Genomic DNA, 17,677 nt, shown 5'->3' with positions numbered 1-17,677 from the left:
GACGGTCGGCGTTCATCGCCGGGTCGCGAGCAGCGCCTCGATGCCATCCAGGATGCGGTTGAGCCCGAAGTCGAGGGCCTGGTCCTGCGAGCCCTGCGCGACCGCCGAGGCGAGGGCGGCGGCAAGCGCCGGGAACCGCTGCTCGCGGCCCCGGATCAGGGCGCTCAACGACGATTCCATCGCCTGCTCGATTCGACTGGTCTGGCTCGACGCGTCCGGCGCCGCGCCACGACCCGGACCAGTCGTCCCGCCGGTACCGGCGGCGGCCGTCATCTGCGCGGCCAGGTTGCGGGCGTGTCCGACGAGGGTGACCACCACGTCGAGCATCTCGCCCCCGTCGAGGCCGGTGCCGCTCAGCGCCGCGACCGCGTGCTCCATCCAGCTCAGCTCGTTCGGGCCGATGGGTCGGGCGCCGACGGCAGCCTCCAGCGCCCACGGGTGCTGGCAGAACCGGGCGAACAGCCGCCGCGCCCAGTCGTCGAGTACCGGACGCCAGCCGCCGTGCGCGGTGTCGTCCGGCGGCGGCTCGCCCAGCCCGAGGTCGATCATGAGCGCGACCAGTTCGGCCTTGCCCGGCACGTACCGGTACAGCGCCATCTTGGTCACGTCGAGGCGCTCGGCCACGCGCTGCATGGTCACCGCCGCCAGCCCGTCGGCGTCGGCGATCTCGATGCCGGTCCGCGCGATCGCGTCCAGCCGCAGCGTCGGCCTCGGCCCGCGCCGCGGCTGGGCCTGCGGCCCCCACAGCAGCGCGACCGCGGCGTCGGTGTTGTCGTTGCCCATTTTCAGCTCCCGCCTTGCCGAGCGCAGATAACTGTGTCTAGCATAATCTGTATCCATAGGACACAGTTTCAACACCAAAGGCGGGCACCATGAACTCCTCACCGTTGCGCGGCCTGCGCGCCCTGATCTCCGGCGCCGGCGTGGCCGGACCGGCACTGGCCTGCGCCCTGGCCGAATACGGCGCCGAGGTCACCGTCGTGGAGATCGCCGCGGCCCTGCGCGGCAGCGGCTTCCCGGTCGACTTCCGCGGCCCCACGCACCTGCGGGTGCTCGAACGGCTGGGCATCCTCGACGAGCTGCGCCGCGTGCAGACCCACGGCGGCGCGATGACCTGCGTCGACGAGCGCGACCGAGAAATCTTCACGCTGCCCGCCGAGTTCACGGGTGGCGACCTCGAGGTGCACCGGTCCGATCTGTCACACCTGCTCTACCAGCGCAGCCAGCCGCGCACCGAGTACCTGTTCGGCGACGCGGTGACCGGCCTGGCCGACACCGGCGACGGGATGCGGGTCACCTTCGCCCGATCCGGGTCGCGCGACTTCGACCTCGTCATCGGCGCGGACGGGCTGCACTCCGCGGTGCGCCGGCACGCCTTCGGCCCCGAGGAGCGATATGTGCGGCACCTCGGGTACCACATCGCGGGCTGGAGCCTGCCCAACGATTTCGACGCCACGTCGACCGCCCGGCACTTCGCGGTGCCGGGCCGGATGGCCAGCGTCTCCGCCGACCATCGGAACCCGGCACGGGCCACCGCGCTGATGATCTTCGCCTCGCCGCCGCTGGACGTCGACTGGCACGAGACCGACCAGCAGAAGAAGCTCATTCAGGACGCCTACGCCGGCATGCCCTGGCACGTGCCGCACCTGCTGAACACCCTGTCGGACGCGCCCGAACTGTACTTCGACTCGATCAGCAAGGTCCGGGTACCGCAGTGGCACACCGGCCGGGTCGCGCTGCTCGGCGACGCCGCCTGGGGCGTGACGCTCGGGGGCATGGGCGTCGGTACCGGCGTCGTCGGCGCGTACGTGCTGGCCGGTGAACTCGCCGTCGCCAATGGTGACCACCGGATCGCCTACCCGGCGTACGAGCGCCGGATGCGCCAGTACGCGGACCGGTGGCAGCGCGGCGCCCACCCCGGGAAGTTCCTGGCCCCCGGCACCGGCTGGGGGCTGTGGCTGCGCAACAGCATGTTCCGCACCAGCCTGTTCCGGCGAATGCTGATCAGCGGCAGCGCGTCGATGGCGACCGACGCGGGCCTGCCCGAGTACCGGTGAGCACCGGCGCCCGCCGGCCCCTCCCCCGGTTACGCGTCGCGATGGGTCGGGTGCCGCGTGGGGGTGTCGTCGAGGCCGGCGCTGGCGGCGATGGTGCCGAGCAGGGCCTGGGCGATCCGAGCTAAGCGGCGGCGCACCCCCGCTAGGGACGACTCCGGGCGGCTCGACAGGCGGGCCCGTCGTCGCGACCGGCATGTTCAGCACGCGGGCGACTTACGGCACAACGATGACGGGGCAACGACATCGTCGCACGGCGCGGACGGCCTTCGAGGGAAGCACGCGATGGATGAAGGCTTGGCTGGCGCCGATGATGAGCGCGTCGGCGCGTTGTTCGTCGGCGATCCGGATGAGCGTGCCGACCGGATCGCCGACCAAGGAGACGAATGTGGTCCGTACCCGGTAGTCAGCCGCCAGGGTCTGGATCGTGAGCCTGAGTTCGTCGGCCAACTGGTCGTTCGCCTGCGTCGTCGCGCAGGCCATCAGCTCGTCATCGTCGAGAGCGATCGGGCTGCTGACAGCGAAGACCGCGAGTACTGTCGCGTTCTGCCTGCGCGCGATGCCGAAGGCGTAGTACAGCGCTCGCCAGGAGGTGCCTGATCCGTCGACTCCGACGACGAGCGGCGCGGTGCCGTCGGAGCCGAGCTCGAAACCGCTCGGGTTCGTCATGGCGATTCACCGGGTGGGCGAGATGGCCGGCGCCGACCGGCCCGGTCCCCGGCCACCAGTCAGGATCCGAGTCCGGCCGCCCGGGCCAGGTGCGCGGCGTACCAGGTCGGCCAGTCCGGGTCCTCGTGGCCGATCTCCCGCTCGTGCTGGCCGTGCGCCTCGGCCGCGGCGCGCAGCGCCCGCTCGATCTCCGCCGCCGAACCGTAGACGACGTGGCTGATGCGCCCCGGCCCCCGCTGGGTCACCTCCTGCAGCACGAAGTAATTGCCGTCCGGGTCGGCGAATGACGCGAACGAACCGTACGAGCGCCGCTCCGGCTGCGGCCCGGGTACCCGATCCTCGGTGCCGGCGTGGTGGAACACCCCACCGGCGTCGTGAAACACCTCGCTCACCTCGATCCCGCGTGCGACCAGTTCCTCCCGGGCGGCGACGACATCGTCCACGACCAGGTGCACGCCCCGCTGCGAGCCCGGCGTCGCCTCGCTGATGCCGCTGCCGATGATGATTGACGTGGGCGAGCCGGGCGGGGTGAAATGCACGACCCGGAAGCCCTCCGCGCCGACGTAGTCGAGGTCCTCCCGGAAGCCGAGCCTCGTGTAGAACTCCTTGGCCCGGTCCACGTCCGAGACCGGCAGGACCACCACTTCGATCTTCAGATCCGTCATCGTCAGTTCCTTTCGTACGGGGCAGCCTGAAGTTCCACGGCGTCGGCGAGGATCCGGGCACTCCAGGCCGTCGGTCGCAGCGTGCCGGGGTCGAGCTTGATGATCACGCGACGCCCCTCGGCGTGCACCGTGCTGCCGTCGACCGTCAGCAGCCGGAAGCCGAACTCCGCGCTGGTGCGGCCCAGGCGGTTCAGCCAGAGGTGCACGAGCAGTAGACCGGGTGCGGTCACGGGAACGTGGTATTCGATGGCGAGTTCCCGGACTGCGCTGAACAGGTCGGGTGACCTGTCGTCGCCGGCCGGCACGTATCCACGCCCTGCCCAGTAATCGAGGATGGCCCGCTCGAAGACCGTCGCGTACCGGGCGTGATGCAGCATGCCCATCGCGTCAAGATCATCATAGTAGATCTGAATCGGGATGAGACGCCCGTGGTTGATCAGGGGCGGAGTCGGCGACAGGTCCTTTTCCAAGGAGGCGGCGCCCGGCAGCGCGGCCGTCGTGTTCTCGCTGTTCATTCAGATGGTTCCCCTCGGTCTCGCGGGCGGTGGAGTGAGGCCGGGACGTTCGCGCGTCCGGACAGGCACCTCCCGAGCGTTCTCGGCCCGCGAGCCGGGCGCCCCAGGGAGAGCCACTGGTGGGATCCCTGGGATGCCTGGTCTGGTCGACGCGGCGCCACGGTGAGTGAACGCATCGGGTCGGGGCCCGCAACCGGCCACGGCGGCTGATCCCGTCTTAGAGGCATAGTTCAGGCATTTCTCGGCGGTCCGTCGCCGCTGCTGGCCGGGAGACGATCACGCCGGGTGTACCTTTCCAAGCTGGGGAGGGTGAGGTGCCGAGCAACACCGGGGGATCCGAGCTGCGCGGCCGGCTGCGCGAGCGGGACACGCTCGATCGGCTGCTGCGCGACGTGCGTCACGGCCGCAGTCGCGTGCTGGTTCTGCGAGGGGAGCCCGGCGCCGGCAAGACGGCCCTGCTCGACTACCTGAGCGAGCGCGCGGGGGCCTGCCTGGTCACGCGCACGGCCGGGGTCGAGCCGGAGTCCGAGATCGCATACTCGGCGCTGCAGCAGCTCTGCGCGCCGCTGATGGGCCAACTCCCCCGGCTACCCGAGCCGCAGCGCGCCGCGCTGGCCACCGCCTTCGGGGTGGAGCCCGGCGGCCCGCCGGAGGGGCTGCTCATCGGTCTGGCCGTGCTTGGCCTGTTCGCCGAGGCCGCCGCCCAGCAGCCGCTGGTCTGCGTGGTCGACGACGTGCAGTGGATCGACCGGATGTCCGAAGTCATCCTCACCTTCGTGGCCCGACGGCTGGATGCCGAGTCGGTCGCGCTGGTGTTCGCCTCCCGCAGCCCCGGGGACGAGCGGATGCTCAGCGACCTGCCGGAGCTGCGCGTCGACGGGCTACCCGACGCGGACGCGCGGGCGTTGCTGGATTCGGCGCTCACCGGGCCGGTCGACGCGCGGGTACGCGACCGGATCGTGGCCGAGACGCGCGGCAACCCGCTGGCCCTGCTCGAGCTTCCCCGGGGCCTCACGCCGGCGGAGCTGGCGTTCGGGTTCGGCGCGCCGAGCACGACACCGCTGGCCAATCGGGTCGAGGAGGGCTTCGGGCGGCGCATCGCGGCACTGCCCGCGCAGACCGTCCGCGTGCTGCTGACCGCCGCCGTCGAACCGGTCGGCGACGTGACTCTGCTGTGGCGCGCGCTCGAACGGCTGGGCATCGAGCCGGACGCCATCACGCCCGCGCAGGCCGCCGGGCTGGTCGAGGTCGGCACCCGGGTCCGGTTCCGGCACCCGCTGGTGCGCTCGGCCGCCTGGCGATCCGCCGGGGCGGAGGAGCTGCGCGAGGTGCACCGCGCGCTGGCCGAGGTGACCGACCCGCGGCGGGATCCGGACCGGCATGCCTGGCACCGGGCGCATGCCGCGGTGGGACCCGACGAGCAGGTGGCCGGCGAACTGGAACGTTCGGCCGACCGGGCCATGGCCCGTGGCGGCCGGTCGGCGGCGGCGGCGTTCCTGCAGCGCGCCACCGAGCTGGCGGCCGACCCGCGACGACGGGCAGCCCTCGCCCTCGCCGCCGCCCAGGCCCGATTCGCCGCCGGCGCACCGGCGCAGGTACCCGACCTGCTGGCCGCCGCCGAGCTGTGCCCCCTCGACCTGCTGCAACAGGCCCGCGTGCAGCGCCTGCGCGCCCAGGTCGAGTTCGTGCTCAACCCCGGCCGGGACGCCTGTGCACCGCTGCTCACGGCCGCCGCGCGGTTGGAGACGCTGGACGGCGCCGCGGCCCAGGAGACCTACCTCTCGGCGCTGGGCGCGGCCGTACACGCCGGCCGGCTCGGCGACGACGAACTGCGCCGGGCGGCCGAGGCCGCCCGAGCCGTCCCGGCCGGACAGGACGCGGTCGGCCTGCTGCTCACGGGTCTGGTCGGGTGGAGCCTGGACGGGTACCCGGCCTCCGTGCCACTGCTGCGCCAGGCGCTGGGCGCACTCGGCACGGACGAGGACCTGAACCTGCTGTGGCTGACCGGGCCCGTCGCGTACGAGGTGTGGGAGGACGCGACGTGGCACCGGCTCACCGAAGCGGCGGTCCGCTCCTCCCGCGAGGCCGGGTCGCTGTCGCTGCTGCCCACCGCGCTGGCCTTCCGCGCCGGCGCGCTGGTGTTCGCGGGGCAGTTCGCGGACGCGTCGGACCTGCTCGACGAGGCCGACGCCCTGGGCCGGGCCACCAGACTGGCCGGGCACCCGTCCGCGTCACTCATGCTGGCCGCCTATCGCGGCCAGGAACTACCGGCACTGGAGTTGTTCGAGGCCACGGTCAAGGACGCCGACGCCCGTGGCGAGGGCCGGCTGCTCGGGCTGGCCGGCTACGCCAGGGCCGCGCTGTTCAACGGGCTCGGCCGCTATCCGGCGGCGCTGGAGGCCGCCCGGCAGGCCGCCGAGTACGAGGACATCGCCGTGTTCAACTGGACACTCGGTGAGCTGGTCGAGGCCGCGGCGCGCGACGGGGCGTCGGCCGTGGCGACGCGGGCGCGTGACCGGCTCGCGGAACGGACCGCGGTCGCGGGCACGGACTGGGCCCTCGGTGCCCAGGCCCTCGCCGACGCGCTCGCCGGCCCGCCCGGACGGGCCGAGGCGCAGTACCGTGAATCGATCGAACGGCTGTCCGCCACCAGCATGCGGCTGCCGCTGGCCCGGGCGCGCCTGCTGTATGGCGAGTGGCTGCGCCGGGAGAGCCGGCGTGGCGACGCCCGGACCCAGCTGCGCAGCGCCCACGACGCGTTCAGGACGATGGGCGCGGAGGGCTTCGCGCAGCGGGCCGGCCGGGAGCTGGCCGCCACCGGCGAGACCGTCCGCAAGCGGAACCCGGCGGCATGCGACGACCTCACCTCGCAGGAGGCACAGATCGCCCGGCTGGCCGTGGCGGGTCGGACCAACCCCGAGATCGGCGCCGAGATGTTCCTCAGCCCCCGCACGGTCGAGTGGCACCTGCGCAAGGTTTTCATGAAGCTGGGCATCGGATCCCGCCGCGAACTCGCCGGAGCGCTGCGCGCACGGTGACTTCTCCGTTCAGCCGGTGCCGCGCGGCAAAGCGCTGGGTAGTTCGCCGAATCTCTTCTTGTACGCCTTGATGAAATGGCTGCTGTCCGTGAAGTGCCAACGGGCCGCCACTTCGGAAACCGTCAGCGAGGTCGACATCAGCTCCATCCGGGCACGATCGAGCCGCCGTTCCCGGACGTATCCCATGACCGAGGTGGCCTGACTCGCGAACGCGCGGTGAAGGGTGCGAGTGGATACGAACAGGAAATCCGCGACGGAACGCGGATCCAGGTGACGGTCCAGTAGCCGGTTGTCGATCAATTCCATGGCCGCCCTTGCCAGGCTTGCCGAGAATTCCGCATCGTCGATGACCTGGTCGTTGAGCAGTCCGTGGAGCAGCTCCACAGCCGCGTTGCGTGCGGCCCAGGACGCGGCCGGGCTGAGATCGTCGTTCACGTCTGCCCAGGAGCGAAGGTGGGCGAGCAGCATCCGGGCGGCGGCGCTGTCCTGCTGCGCAGTGATCGATCGTTGTTTTCTTGGGAATCGGATCTCGCTGGCGGGCAAGGCGAACATGGCCAGTCGGGCGCCACAGCCGACTTCCCAGTCCCAGGTGGATGCGCTTCGGGTGACGCAGACGAGTCCCGCACCCACGCTGTTCATCTGGCTTGCGACGGCTAGGCGCGAGTTGCCACGCAGCTGGAACGCGGCGATGACCTGGTCGTCCCACCGGCAGTGCCCCGCGACCTCTTCGCTGTACATGTCCTGCACGACGAGGTCGGCCATCCTCGTCATCTGCATGCGGATCCGGTACGACCCATTGGTGCGCCGCGGCAGCGTCAGCGCGGGAGCCGGCATCACCCAGTCACGCGCCTGGCGTTCCCACTCACTGTGCAGTATCTGCGCCCATTTGACCTCCGCGTATGGGACGGTGATGTCGATAGTGAGTCGGCCAGGGTCATCGTTCCGCCCGAGCAGCGGGGTCTCTTCGATCTGCATACGTCGGTCGTGCCTTTCCTTGCTACATAGTGCAGTTGCGCCACTCGGCCGATTCGGCCTACCCCTCCAGTCACCGGGCCTCGATCTCGCGTCGTCGGCCCACCTGAGCATCCTCTCCCCCGCGCGGCAGCACCGCAACGAACCGCTGGCGCGCAACGCGTCACGAACCGGTTGCCGCCGCCGGGCCCTCGCGGTGGGTGAGTAAGCGGGCCTTGTCGTCATGCCGGTATACCCGTGCCCAACCGTCGTACCTGCGCGCCAGCTGCCGGCCGTGGCAGCCCCGACAGGCCGGGTCGGGCCGGCATGCGCGTTACCTTCGCGAAGGCAATCAAGCACCGGGCGCGGTACAGCCCGTGCGCTTTACCACTGGAAGGAAATGCATCATGAACGTGGCGTCACTCAAGCGCTCCCGGCCCCTGCGCCGCACAGCCGTCGCCGGTGCGGGTGTCCTGGCTCTGACCGCCGCCGGCGTATTCACCTTCGGCGCGAGCGCTTCGGCCACGGCCTCACACAACACGCGGCCGAAGCCCACGATCGTGCTGGTACACGGCGCCTTCGAGGACGCATCGAGCTGGGACGGCGTCATCCAGCGGCTCCAGAAAGCCGGCTACCCCGTCGTCGCCCCCGCCAATCCGCTGAACGCAGTGGCCAGCGACGCCGCATACCTGCGCAGCGTCGTGGACCACATCCAGGGCAACGTCATCCTGGTGAGCCACTCCTACGGCGGGGAAATCATCGGCCAGGCCGGCGCGAACGATTCCAAGGTCAAAGCCCTCGTCTACGCGGCGGCCCTCATCCCCGCCGTAGGCGAGAACGCGAACCAGCTGCTCACCCAGTTCCCCGGCAGCACACTGCCCGACGCCCTGGACCCGGTGCCCTACACGCTGCCCGACGGGACCACGGGCACCGACTTGTTCGTCAAGGCCGACAAGTACCGCCAGCAGTTCGCCAGCGACGTACCCGCGAACAGGGCCGCCCTCATGGAAGCAACCCAGCGCCCCATCGACCAGGCGGCCCTCGGCGAGAACGTGACGGCCGCCGCCTGGACGAACGTGCCCAGCTGGGACGTCATCACCAACCAGGACCCCAACATCCCGCCGGCCGCCCAGGAGTTCATGGCCAAGCGCGCCCACGCCCACATCACGAAGGTCAACTCCTCCCACTCGGTAGCCGTCTCCCACCCTGACGTCGTCACGACGGTGATCGAGCAGGCCGCCGCCGCCACGACAAAATAACGGCACCCGTACCGATCTCGCGCAACACCAGGCCGGTCACGGGATGCCCGGTCCTGGACTGTGGTGCCAGGGAGCGTGGCACCGACATCACCGCGACGCACTCTCCTGAGGGCACGATCCAGCAGGTGCTGGGGGTCGCCAGGTGAGGCGGTGTCGCTTGCCGTCGCGATAGTCCCGGGAGGGCGACATGTTCCAGTAGACATCGATGCGCGGCAGTGGCGTGGGCCCGCGCGGCCTTGACGCCCAGCCGGGGGAGGCGGGTCGCCGTCATTGACGGCGACCCGCCGCATAACCCGACGCCCCGTGGTGCCAGCTCCTCCGCGCCCCCGCAGATCTTGCGCTGAGAACGGGCGAGCACAGCTATGCGGCACCGGCACGCCCGCTTCCAGGTCGACTGTCAAACCCCTCGCGATGAAGCACGGCCTAAGCCCGGTAGGTGGCCACCAGGTCGGCGAGGGTGTCGGTCGACGCGGCGCGCAGCGCGGCGGCGGCCTCCTCGCGAGACAGCGCCGCCCGGGCCAGTTCCTCGGCCCGGGTCCGGTCGACGAGTTCGTCGGGCGTGAACAGCGGAGCGCCCAGCCGGGACCGCTCCCGGTCGGACACCACCAGCAACCGCAGGGCCTCCGCCGGCCGTCCCTGCAACGCGTGCAGGTGGGCCAGCCCTTCGACCGCGTCGAGCTGCCCTTCCGCGATGTCCAGCTCGGTGTAGATCGCGAGCGCGTCCAGGTAGCGCTGCCGGGCATCGGCCAGCCGGCCCAGCCGTCTGTCCACTGTGGCCAGGTTGAACCGGGCCGCGGCCTCCCCCCGCCGGTCGGAGATCTTCTCGAACCCGGCCAGTGCGCGGGCGAACATGTCGCCGGCCTCGTCGAGCCGGTCGAGGCAGCGCAAGGTGCCCGCGGTGTTGTTCAACGCGGCGGCGATGGCCCGGTCGTCGTCGCCGTCCTGCGCGAGCCGCAGGCCCTCGTACCCGTACTCGAGCGAGGCTTCATAGTCGCGCTGGCCCTGCGCGGTGATGGAAAGGTTGTTGAGGCTGGAGATGATGCCGGCGCGGTTGTCCAGCTCGCGGAAGGTGTCGAGCGCCTCGGTACCGAGCCGCCGCGCCTCGGCCAGGTCGCCGCTGTTACGAGCCAGTGCCGCCGCGGCGCGCAGGGCCTGTCCGCGGCGCTGGCTCACCTCGTACTCGGTCGCCTTGAGGGCGCGGCGCAGCCACGTACGGCCATCGAGCATCTGGCCGGTGACCCACCAGTACCACCACATCGAGGTGGCGATGGCCAACCCGGTCTCGGGATCACCGCCGGACAGGCTGCGTTCGAGCGCGACCCGGAGATTGTCGTGCTCGGCGTTGATCCTCGCGAGCCACTGCGCGTGCGCCGGGCCGTCGGTGGGTGGAGCGGCGGCGACGAGCTCCTGGTACACCCGGCTGTGCCGGGCGCCCGCCACACGTTCCTCGGTGGCACCACCGTCGGTCGCCAGCCGTTCGGCCGCGTACTCCCGGGTCGTCTCGAGCAGGCGGTACCGGCTGGCACCACCGGCCGCGTCAAATCTGTCCACCATGGACCGTTCGACGAGGCGGGTCAGCACGTCGAGCACCTCGTCCGGGAAACGCGGCGGCGCCCCGGCCGGATCGGCGCCGACCCGCTCGGCCGCGGCCAGGTCGAACCCGCCGGCGAACAGGCTCAGGCGCCGGAACAGCACCTGCTGCTTTGGTTCGAGCAGATCGTGTCCCCAGTCGATGGCGGTGCGCATGGTCTGGTGGCGGTCCACCGGCGACGACCCGGACAGCAGGTCCAGGCTGCGGTCGAGCCGTGCCACCAACTCGCGCAACGACAGCGTCCGCAACCGGGGCGCCGCCAGCTCCAGCGCCAGCGGCAGCCCGCCCAGGCGCCGGCACAGCTCGACCGCGTACGTCTCCTCGTCCGGCTGCAGCCGCCGGCCGCCGCGCGCTGCGGCGACCCGGTCGCCGAACAGCCGTACGGCGTCGGAGCCGACCGACCGGGACCGCGGGGCGTCGGGGTCCGGTAGGGACAGTCCACCGAGGACAAAGACGTCCTCCGAAGGCAGCCCCAACGGTTCCCGGCTCGTGGCCAGTACCCGGACGGCGGGACAGGCGGCGAGCAGCTCGTGCACGACCGCGGCCACCGGCGCCAGTACGTGCTCGCAGTTGTCGAGCACCAGCAGCACCCGGCTGGTGCCGAGATGCCGCGCGAGACTCGCCATCACGGTCTCCCCCGCGACCTCCCGACCGCCCACGCCGGCCGCGACCCGCGCCGCCAGGGCCTCCGCGTCCCTTGCGGATGCCGGAGGGTAGCCGGCCAGCTCGACCACGTGGGTCCCGTCCGGGTGGTCCGCGGCGAGTTCGCGCGCCAGCTCGTAGGACAGCCGCGTCTTGCCGCTACCGCCCGGCCCGACGATGGTCAGCAGCCGGGAGTGGCCGAGCAGCGCGGCGCAACTGTCCAGTTCGGACCGTCGTCCGATGAAGCGGGTCCGCGCGGCCGGCAGCTCGAGCGGTTGCGCGAGCGTGGGGTCGCGCCGCCGGATGGCCTCGGCCAGGCGGGTCACCTCGTCGCCGGGTACGGTGTCGAACCGCTCGGCGAGCACGTCGCGCAGCCGCGCGAAGGCCGCCATGGCCTCCGCCGTCCGCCCGGCCCGGTACAGCGCCAGCATCAGGTGCCCGACCAGACCTTCGGCGGTGGGCCGCTCGGCCACCCAACTGGCGAGGTCGGCCAGAATCTCGGCGTGGCGACCGGCGGCGAGGACCAGGCCAGCGAGTTCCTGCCGGGCCGCCAGGCGCAGCTCGTTCAGCCGGACCGCGGCGGCGGCGATGTCCGGCCCGGTGACGACACCGTCGAAGGCTGGTCCGTGCCACAGGTCGAGCGCCTCGGCGAGCGTTGCCGTGGAGCGTGCCGAACCGGCGAGGATGTCCTCGAACCGGTGCGCGTCCACGTCATCGGTGGTGATGTCCAGGACATAGCCGGCCGGTGTCGTGCGGACCCGCTCGCCAGTAATTTTGCGTAAACCGGAGACATGAACCTGTAGCGCGGCGGTCGCCGTCGACGGCGCCTGTTCCGGCCACAGTTCGGTGACGAGTCGGTCGGTGGAGACCGGATGACCTCGCGCGACCAGCAACGCGGCGAGTAGCGTGCGCTGCTTCGGCGCGGTCACCGCGACAGGCCCGTCCGCATCGGAGACCGTAAGCGGACCAAGTACCTGAAAGCGCATCCCATCTCCGGCTTAAGCGTTTCTTTGGCGTGCCGCTGCAGGCTATCCGATAGATGGCCAGCAACAGCGTTGGCCAGCGGCAGTGGGGGGTAGAGCGGTGGCACGGACAGCGCGACGGCGGCTGGTCAGCGTGACGGCGTTGGCGGGAGTGGCGGCCGTGATGATGGCGATGACCGCCTGTGGCAGCGACAGCGACACCAACAGCAACGCCGCGGCAAGTGGCGCGAACGCCGCCGCCGTGGACGCGGGCGACGGTGACGACGGGGGCTCGGGCCTGGGGCCGACGCTCACCGTCACCTTCAACGTGAGCGGCGAGGCCGAGCTCAAGGGAAACACGACGTCGACCGCCCCGACGGACAACGGCCAGAGCCCGGAGTCCTGCGCGGCCTACGCCAAGGGCGCCCCCGCGGACAACGGGAAGACTCACTATGTCCTGCCGACCTTCCTCAACGGCGACATCAGTGGCAAGCATGTCCTGATGAACGCGCTGGTCGAGGACTACAACGGTCCGGGCACGTACGACCTCGATGGCATGGCCGGTCCGGGAGGGGAGACCGACATCGAGGTGGACCAGCGGGCCTACGCCGACCAGGGTGACGCCAGCGGAAAGGTCGAGGTCGACGGCAAGGGCGGCGGCACGTTCACGTTCACCAAGCTCGCCTACTCCGACGGTAACGGGCAGGTGTCGCCCGGCATCAGCGGCACGATCTCCTGGACCTGCAAGAACTGAGCCCGCGCACCATTCCATGTCCGCGTCGCCGCTGAGTGTGATCCCATCCCAACGACGGCCTGATGTGAGGGCTATTCACCGATAGGCCCGCTACCTGCGATTCTGTCGGTTATTTGTCCTTAACCAGCGATTCCACGGGACTACCCCAGCGGGAGAAACTTCGGTCGACCACAACTCGGTGTCACCGCGCGATGACGCCAGACCGAACGGAGTTGACTATGGCACCGGTACCAGACGGCCTCTACCAGATCGGCTTCCCCGGCGCGCAACTTCTCACGTTGCCGTTGGAGACAGACCAACCCGGCATGCCCGTGCTGCTCCTGCCTCCCGCCGGCGAACGCGACACGCAGGTCTGGGAGATACGCGCCGCGGACGGCGGCAACTGCACGATCCGCGGCAAGAGCAGCGAGCTGTACCTGGGATTCGACGGCGAACCGGATATGCAGGAACTCGTCGTCGGGTACTCCGAGCCTCGCCAGTGGCAGATCGATCCCGGTGCCGAGCCGGGCACCTACACCGTCGGCGTTCCCGACACGAAGTTCCGTCTGGGTCGCAGTCTGCTACGGGTCTACCCGCCGCGGGTTGCCCTGTTGCCGTCGATGGGCGACCAGTTCGAGGCGTGGTTTTTCCTAGCGGCCGGATAATCCCGCGCCGGGCCACACGTCGGTCGGTGAGCCGTCGCCACGCGGCGGCTCACCTGGTGAGCGGCCCGGTCCTTTCGCGACTTGCGGCGCCCGCCTATCGTCAGCGAACGTGACCAATCAGTTCCCGGGCGCCAGCACCGCCCACCGGTCCGCGGCGACCTGGCGCGGGTTGCGCCGCGCGTCCGGCATCCTCATGGCGATCGTCGGCCTCATCGCGGTCGCCTCCGGCATCCACCTGGCGATCAGCCACTCATGGCAGAAGACGACCGGCCAGGTCGACTCGTGCCAGCTGGTCACCACGCATCCCAGCAACAACACCACCAAGCACGTCGCGGACAGGTGCGCGGTGACCTGGACTCAAGACGGGGGCTCACACAGCGACACGATCACGTTCAGCAAGGCCGGCTACACGCCCGGCCAGGCTGTCACACTCCGGGTGAGCGGCGACAATGCCGCCGAGGACTCCGCCGCCTGGATCAGTTGGTTCACGATCGCCGTCGGCATCGTCCTCCTCGCCGGCGGCGTGGTCATGTTCGCCACGGCGCGCCGTCAGGGCAGATCACGAGGCTGACGGCGCACCGCCCGATCGAAGCACGCAACATTTGTAAGTATTCGCAATTGAAAGCACATCACATTCGCACGCTTTCGCAATTGAACGGGCTCGGCACTGCCGGGCCCGTCTTCTTTTCGTGGCCGTGCGCCACCGACGCCGCCGCTCGCGCATTCCTGATGCCCCGAATACCCGAAACAGGGTATGCCCGGTAAGCCATACGCGAGCCATATACCAGTACGCGCCGAGGTACCGGAAATCCTTGCTACTGACGAGATTGCGGCGGAAATCGCGCGTCGTTGGTTGCATCATCAACGCCTGCGCCATATGGTGAGCCATCCATCTATTGGCATGAATGATCATCGCGATGATTTGTCGCGACGATCATGCCACGATGATTTGGAGGAACAATGCCGTTGCGCTCCAATCGAAATGGCTCGGCTGCGTCAAGCCCACCATCACGCCGTCGGTCGCGAAGCCGGCGGCTTTTCATTGCCGGCTCAGCTCTCGCGCTGACCGCCGCCACGATGACCGCGTTGGCATCGCCAGCGACCGCGAAGCCACCGGCGCCCTCCGGTAGCAAGGGCGTGAACTCCAGCGACCTTCGCGACAAGGCCGACTTCTACGACTCGCGGCAGGATCCGAGTGTCGCGAAGACGCTCGCCAACCGCGCCGCAACCATGGCCGCGCGGCCGAAGGCCGGCGTCACCTCGCTGCGCGGGCAGCTGGGCCGACAGGGCGTCATCTCGATGGACCCGCTGACCGGCACCGCACGCGACGTCTCCCGCCTCGACGGCTTCCTGACTCCCGCGAGCAAGCAGCCAGCACACACCATCGCGCTGGACTACCTGACCGCGCACCCCGACGTCTTCGGGCTCGACGCGGCCGGGATCGGGCGGCTGGAGCTTCGACGCGACTACGTCGACATCGCCGGTACGCACCACCTGAGCTTCATCCAGAGCGTCGGTGGGGTCCCCCTCTTCGGCGACGGGGTGCAGGCCAACGTCACCAAGGATGGCCACCTCATCAACATCGTCGGCTCACCGGTGGCGAACCTGCCGACCGCCGCCGCGGCGCCCGCCATCTCGGCGAGCCAGGCGCGTAGCGCCGCCGTCTCCGACCTCCTGCAGAGCGCGAAGGCGGCGACCGCGACCGCCCAGGGTGGCCCGCGCCGGCAGACCAGTTTCAGCAACGGCGACACCGCCGCACTCTCGTACTTCATGACCGCGGGCGGGCCGCGACTGGCCTGGCAGACCCTGACCGCGCCGACCACCCAGCAGCTCTACACGCACCTCATCGACGCGGCGACCGGCCGCGTGCTCTACCGGCAGAGCCTCGTCGACTACGACAACGGCCAGGCGTGGGACAACTACCCGGGCGCGGCCAAGGGCGGCACCCAGCAGAACCGTAACCTCACCTCTCCCGGCTGGCTGCCGAACAACTCCCCCCGCCTCGCCGGCAACGTCGCCCACGTCTACAGCGACGTCAACGACGACAACGTGGCCGAGTCGAGCGAAGAGGTCCTCCCGACCGGTAAGAAGCAGTTCAACTACCCGTTCGTGAGCTTCAACTCGCTCGGCGGCAGCTGCTCCGCGCAGTTCGTCTGCTCGTGGGACCCGACCACGCCGTTCTCCTGGCAGACCAACCGCGCACAGAACGCCGTCCAGGTCCTCTACTTCCTGGGCAACTACCACGACCACCTCGCCGCCTCGCCGATCGGCTTCACCCGCTCGGCCGGCAACTTCGAGGCGGTCGACGGCGACGCCGTGCAGGCCGAGACGATGGATGGGGCGAACACCGCGGGCGGCCTGCCCGACTCCAACCACATCGACAACGCCAACATGGCCACTCTGCCCGATGGCCAGTCGCCGCGCATGCAGATGTACCTCTTCCCGGACCCGGCCGTGCCGACCGACCCGTTCCTGCAGACCAACGGCGGTGACGAGGCCGACGTCGTCTACCACGAGTACACCCACGGCCTGTCGAACCGCCTCGTCGTCGACGCGATGGGCAACTCCACGCTCGGCAACGTCGAAGCGGGCTCCATGGGTGAGGCGTGGAGCGACTGGTACGCGATGGATTTCCTGGTCAACGAGGGCTTCCAGAAGGACACGAAGGCCGAAGGCGACCTACGCGTCGGCAACTACGTGGGGGCAGGCCAGGACCTGATCCGCAACCAGCCGATCGACTGCCCGGTCGGCAGCACGTCGCCCGCGTGCCACGGCACGCCGACGGCGGGCCCCGGAGGCTTCACCTACGGTGACTTCGGCAAGGTGGAGGCCGGGCCTGAGGTCCACGCGGACGGCGAGATCTGGGGCGAGACGCTCTGGGACCTGCGCACCGCGCTCGGCTCGAAGCTCGCCGAGTCGCTCGTCACCCGGGCGATGGAACTCTCCCCGTCGAACCCGTCCTACCTCGACGAGCGCAACGCGATCCTGATGGCCGACCAGGTCGTCAACAAGGGCAAGGCGAACAAGACGATCTGGTCCGTCTTCGCCCACCGGGGCATGGGCTACTTCGCCGGTGCCGTCGACGGCGACGACACCGCTCCGGTCGAGGACTTCTCGCTGCCGCCGGCGGCGGGCACGCCCACGGGTACGCTGTCCGGCGTCGTCACCGACCAGGACTCGCTGGCTCCGATCGCCGGTGCGGTGGTCGGCTTCGGCGGGCACGCGTCCGGCTTCCCGAACGACTACGCCGCCGTCACCGATGCCACGGGTCACTACACCATCACCGGCATCGTGCCGGGCACCTACCCTGCGGTCTTCGCCAACGCGGGCGGGTTCGACCGGCAGTCGACGACGCTGAGCGTTTCCTCCAGCGCGAACGCGCGCAACTGGTCGCTTCGCCGCGACTGGGCGGCGCTCGGCGGCGGCGGATCGGTGACCGACTTCAACGGCCCCGACTACAGCGACTTCGGCTGCGGCCCGTCCGCCGCGATCGACCAGTCGCTGGGTCTCGGCTGGGGCTCCACGGTCGACCAGGTCGGCACGACTGCCACACCGAAGTTCGTCACCGTCCAACTCGCCCAGGCGGTCAACATCGTCGCGGTCGCCGTCGACCCCGGCAACACCTGCGGTGACTCGGGAAGCGCCTCGACCGGCGACTACTCGATCGAGACCTCGACCGACGGCGTGACGTTCACGCTCGCCGCGTCCGGCACGTTCGGGGCGGCCGATCGGCACCGGCTCAACAGCATCTCGCCGGCCACTGGTACCGGCACCGGCATCCGCTTCGTCCGCTTCACCATGAAGGGCACCCAGGTGCCGGGCGGCCTCGCTGCCTGCCCGGGCGCCTTCTCCGGATGTGACTTCATGGACATGTCGGAGCTTGAGGTGTACGGCACACCCGCGCCGTAGGCGGCACACCCGCGCCGTAGGCGG

Annotated in this window: 14 protein-coding genes; 8 read left to right on the top strand and 6 right to left on the bottom strand. The window is 70.5% G+C overall.

Annotation, left to right across the window (positions count from 1 at the left end; translation table 11 throughout):
* Positions 1-12: 12 nt before the first annotated feature.
* Positions 13-783 (bottom strand): TetR/AcrR family transcriptional regulator, encoded by a 771-nt coding sequence (locus tag ABEA87_RS14750; protein WP_345629872.1) that lies wholly within the window; start codon positions 781-783, stop codon positions 13-15.
* 89 nt (positions 784-872) lie between these two features.
* Between ABEA87_RS14750 and ABEA87_RS14745 the strand changes: the two genes are divergently transcribed.
* Complete coding sequence (locus ABEA87_RS14745) at positions 873-2,057, top strand: FAD-dependent monooxygenase (protein WP_345629871.1); 1,185 nt, start codon at positions 873-875, stop codon at positions 2,055-2,057.
* 213 nt (positions 2,058-2,270) lie between these two features.
* On the opposite strand, the gene ABEA87_RS14740 is transcribed toward ABEA87_RS14745, so the two are convergent.
* The 3 genes from ABEA87_RS14740 to ABEA87_RS14730 are packed head-to-tail and all read right to left on the bottom strand — an operon-like array spanning position 2,271 to position 3,903.
* Positions 2,271-2,723, bottom strand: coding sequence for a universal stress protein (locus tag ABEA87_RS14740; protein WP_345629870.1), 453 nt, complete (start codon positions 2,721-2,723; stop codon positions 2,271-2,273).
* Between the two features lie 59 nt (positions 2,724-2,782).
* Positions 2,783-3,388 carry a VOC family protein gene (locus ABEA87_RS14735; protein WP_345629868.1) on the bottom strand — a complete coding sequence of 202 codons (606 nt, stop codon included), beginning with the start codon at positions 3,386-3,388 and terminating at the stop codon, positions 2,783-2,785.
* Between the two features lie 2 nt (positions 3,389-3,390).
* Positions 3,391-3,903: an acyl-CoA thioesterase gene (locus tag ABEA87_RS14730; protein WP_345629866.1), complete on the bottom strand. Its 513-nt coding sequence runs from the start codon at positions 3,901-3,903 to the stop codon at positions 3,391-3,393.
* Positions 3,904-4,217: 314 nt separating this feature from the next.
* Here ABEA87_RS14730 and ABEA87_RS14725 point away from each other — a divergent pair, with 314 nt between their 5' ends.
* Entirely contained in the window at positions 4,218-6,941 is a 2,724-nt protein-coding gene (locus ABEA87_RS14725; protein ID WP_345629864.1) for a helix-turn-helix transcriptional regulator, read from the top strand.
* A 9-nt stretch (positions 6,942-6,950) separates the two neighbouring features.
* Here ABEA87_RS14725 and ABEA87_RS14720 read toward each other — a convergent pair whose 3' ends face one another.
* Positions 6,951-7,916 carry an AraC family transcriptional regulator gene (locus tag ABEA87_RS14720; protein ID WP_345629862.1) on the bottom strand — a complete coding sequence of 322 codons (966 nt, stop codon included), beginning with the start codon at positions 7,914-7,916 and terminating at the stop codon, positions 6,951-6,953.
* A gap of 383 nt (positions 7,917-8,299) precedes the next feature.
* Here ABEA87_RS14720 and ABEA87_RS14715 point away from each other — a divergent pair, with 383 nt between their 5' ends.
* Complete coding sequence (locus ABEA87_RS14715) at positions 8,300-9,151, top strand: alpha/beta fold hydrolase (protein ID WP_345629860.1); 852 nt, start codon at positions 8,300-8,302, stop codon at positions 9,149-9,151.
* A gap of 423 nt (positions 9,152-9,574) precedes the next feature.
* On the opposite strand, the gene ABEA87_RS14710 is transcribed toward ABEA87_RS14715, so the two are convergent.
* A complete protein-coding gene (locus ABEA87_RS14710) occupies positions 9,575-12,313 on the bottom strand; it encodes a BTAD domain-containing putative transcriptional regulator (protein WP_345629859.1) in 2,739 nt (912 codons plus the stop codon).
* Positions 12,314-12,467: 154 nt separating this feature from the next.
* Here ABEA87_RS14710 and ABEA87_RS14705 point away from each other — a divergent pair, with 154 nt between their 5' ends.
* From ABEA87_RS14705 to ABEA87_RS14685, 5 genes are all read left to right on the top strand, one after another.
* On the top strand, positions 12,468-13,100 hold the full coding sequence (locus ABEA87_RS14705; RefSeq protein WP_345629857.1) for a hypothetical protein: 633 nt from the start codon (positions 12,468-12,470) through the stop codon (positions 13,098-13,100).
* 218 nt (positions 13,101-13,318) lie between these two features.
* A complete protein-coding gene (locus ABEA87_RS14700; RefSeq protein ID WP_345629856.1) occupies positions 13,319-13,744 on the top strand; it encodes a hypothetical protein in 426 nt (141 codons plus the stop codon).
* A gap of 109 nt (positions 13,745-13,853) precedes the next feature.
* A complete protein-coding gene (locus ABEA87_RS14695; protein WP_345629854.1) occupies positions 13,854-14,315 on the top strand; it encodes a DUF3592 domain-containing protein in 462 nt (153 codons plus the stop codon).
* 334 nt (positions 14,316-14,649) lie between these two features.
* Positions 14,650-14,874, top strand: a complete 225-nt coding sequence (locus ABEA87_RS14690; RefSeq protein ID WP_345629852.1) for a hypothetical protein — start codon at positions 14,650-14,652, stop codon at positions 14,872-14,874.
* Positions 14,822-17,653, top strand: a complete 2,832-nt coding sequence (locus ABEA87_RS14685; RefSeq protein ID WP_345629850.1) for a M36 family metallopeptidase — start codon at positions 14,822-14,824, stop codon at positions 17,651-17,653. The genes ABEA87_RS14690 and ABEA87_RS14685 overlap by 53 nt, the downstream gene beginning before the upstream one ends.
* The last annotated feature ends 24 nt before the right edge of the window (positions 17,654-17,677 follow it).

Origin of the sequence: Rugosimonospora acidiphila, assembly GCF_039543385.1 — a bacterium.
Lineage (GTDB): Bacteria > Actinomycetota > Actinomycetes > Mycobacteriales > Micromonosporaceae > Rugosimonospora > Rugosimonospora acidiphila.
The sequence above is the reverse complement of the archived record's forward strand: the minus strand, read 5'-3'. Positions and strand labels throughout refer to the sequence as shown.

Coding starts and splice junctions, on each gene's coding strand:
- ABEA87_RS14750 (WP_345629872.1), bottom strand. CDS start 783: ATGGGCAACGACAACACCGACGCCGCGGTCGCGCTGCTGTGGGGGCCG.
- ABEA87_RS14745 (WP_345629871.1), top strand. CDS start 873: ATGAACTCCTCACCGTTGCGCGGCCTGCGCGCCCTGATCTCCGGCGCC.
- ABEA87_RS14740 (WP_345629870.1), bottom strand. CDS start 2,723: ATGACGAACCCGAGCGGTTTCGAGCTCGGCTCCGACGGCACCGCGCCG.
- ABEA87_RS14735 (WP_345629868.1), bottom strand. CDS start 3,388: ATGACGGATCTGAAGATCGAAGTGGTGGTCCTGCCGGTCTCGGACGTG.
- ABEA87_RS14730 (WP_345629866.1), bottom strand. CDS start 3,903: ATGAACAGCGAGAACACGACGGCCGCGCTGCCGGGCGCCGCCTCCTTG.
- ABEA87_RS14720 (WP_345629862.1), bottom strand. CDS start 7,916: ATGCAGATCGAAGAGACCCCGCTGCTCGGGCGGAACGATGACCCTGGC.
- ABEA87_RS14715 (WP_345629860.1), top strand. CDS start 8,300: ATGAACGTGGCGTCACTCAAGCGCTCCCGGCCCCTGCGCCGCACAGCC.
- ABEA87_RS14700 (WP_345629856.1), top strand. CDS start 13,319: ATGGCACCGGTACCAGACGGCCTCTACCAGATCGGCTTCCCCGGCGCG.
- ABEA87_RS14690 (WP_345629852.1), top strand. CDS start 14,650: ATGATCATCGCGATGATTTGTCGCGACGATCATGCCACGATGATTTGG.
- ABEA87_RS14685 (WP_345629850.1), top strand. CDS start 14,822: ATGACCGCGTTGGCATCGCCAGCGACCGCGAAGCCACCGGCGCCCTCC.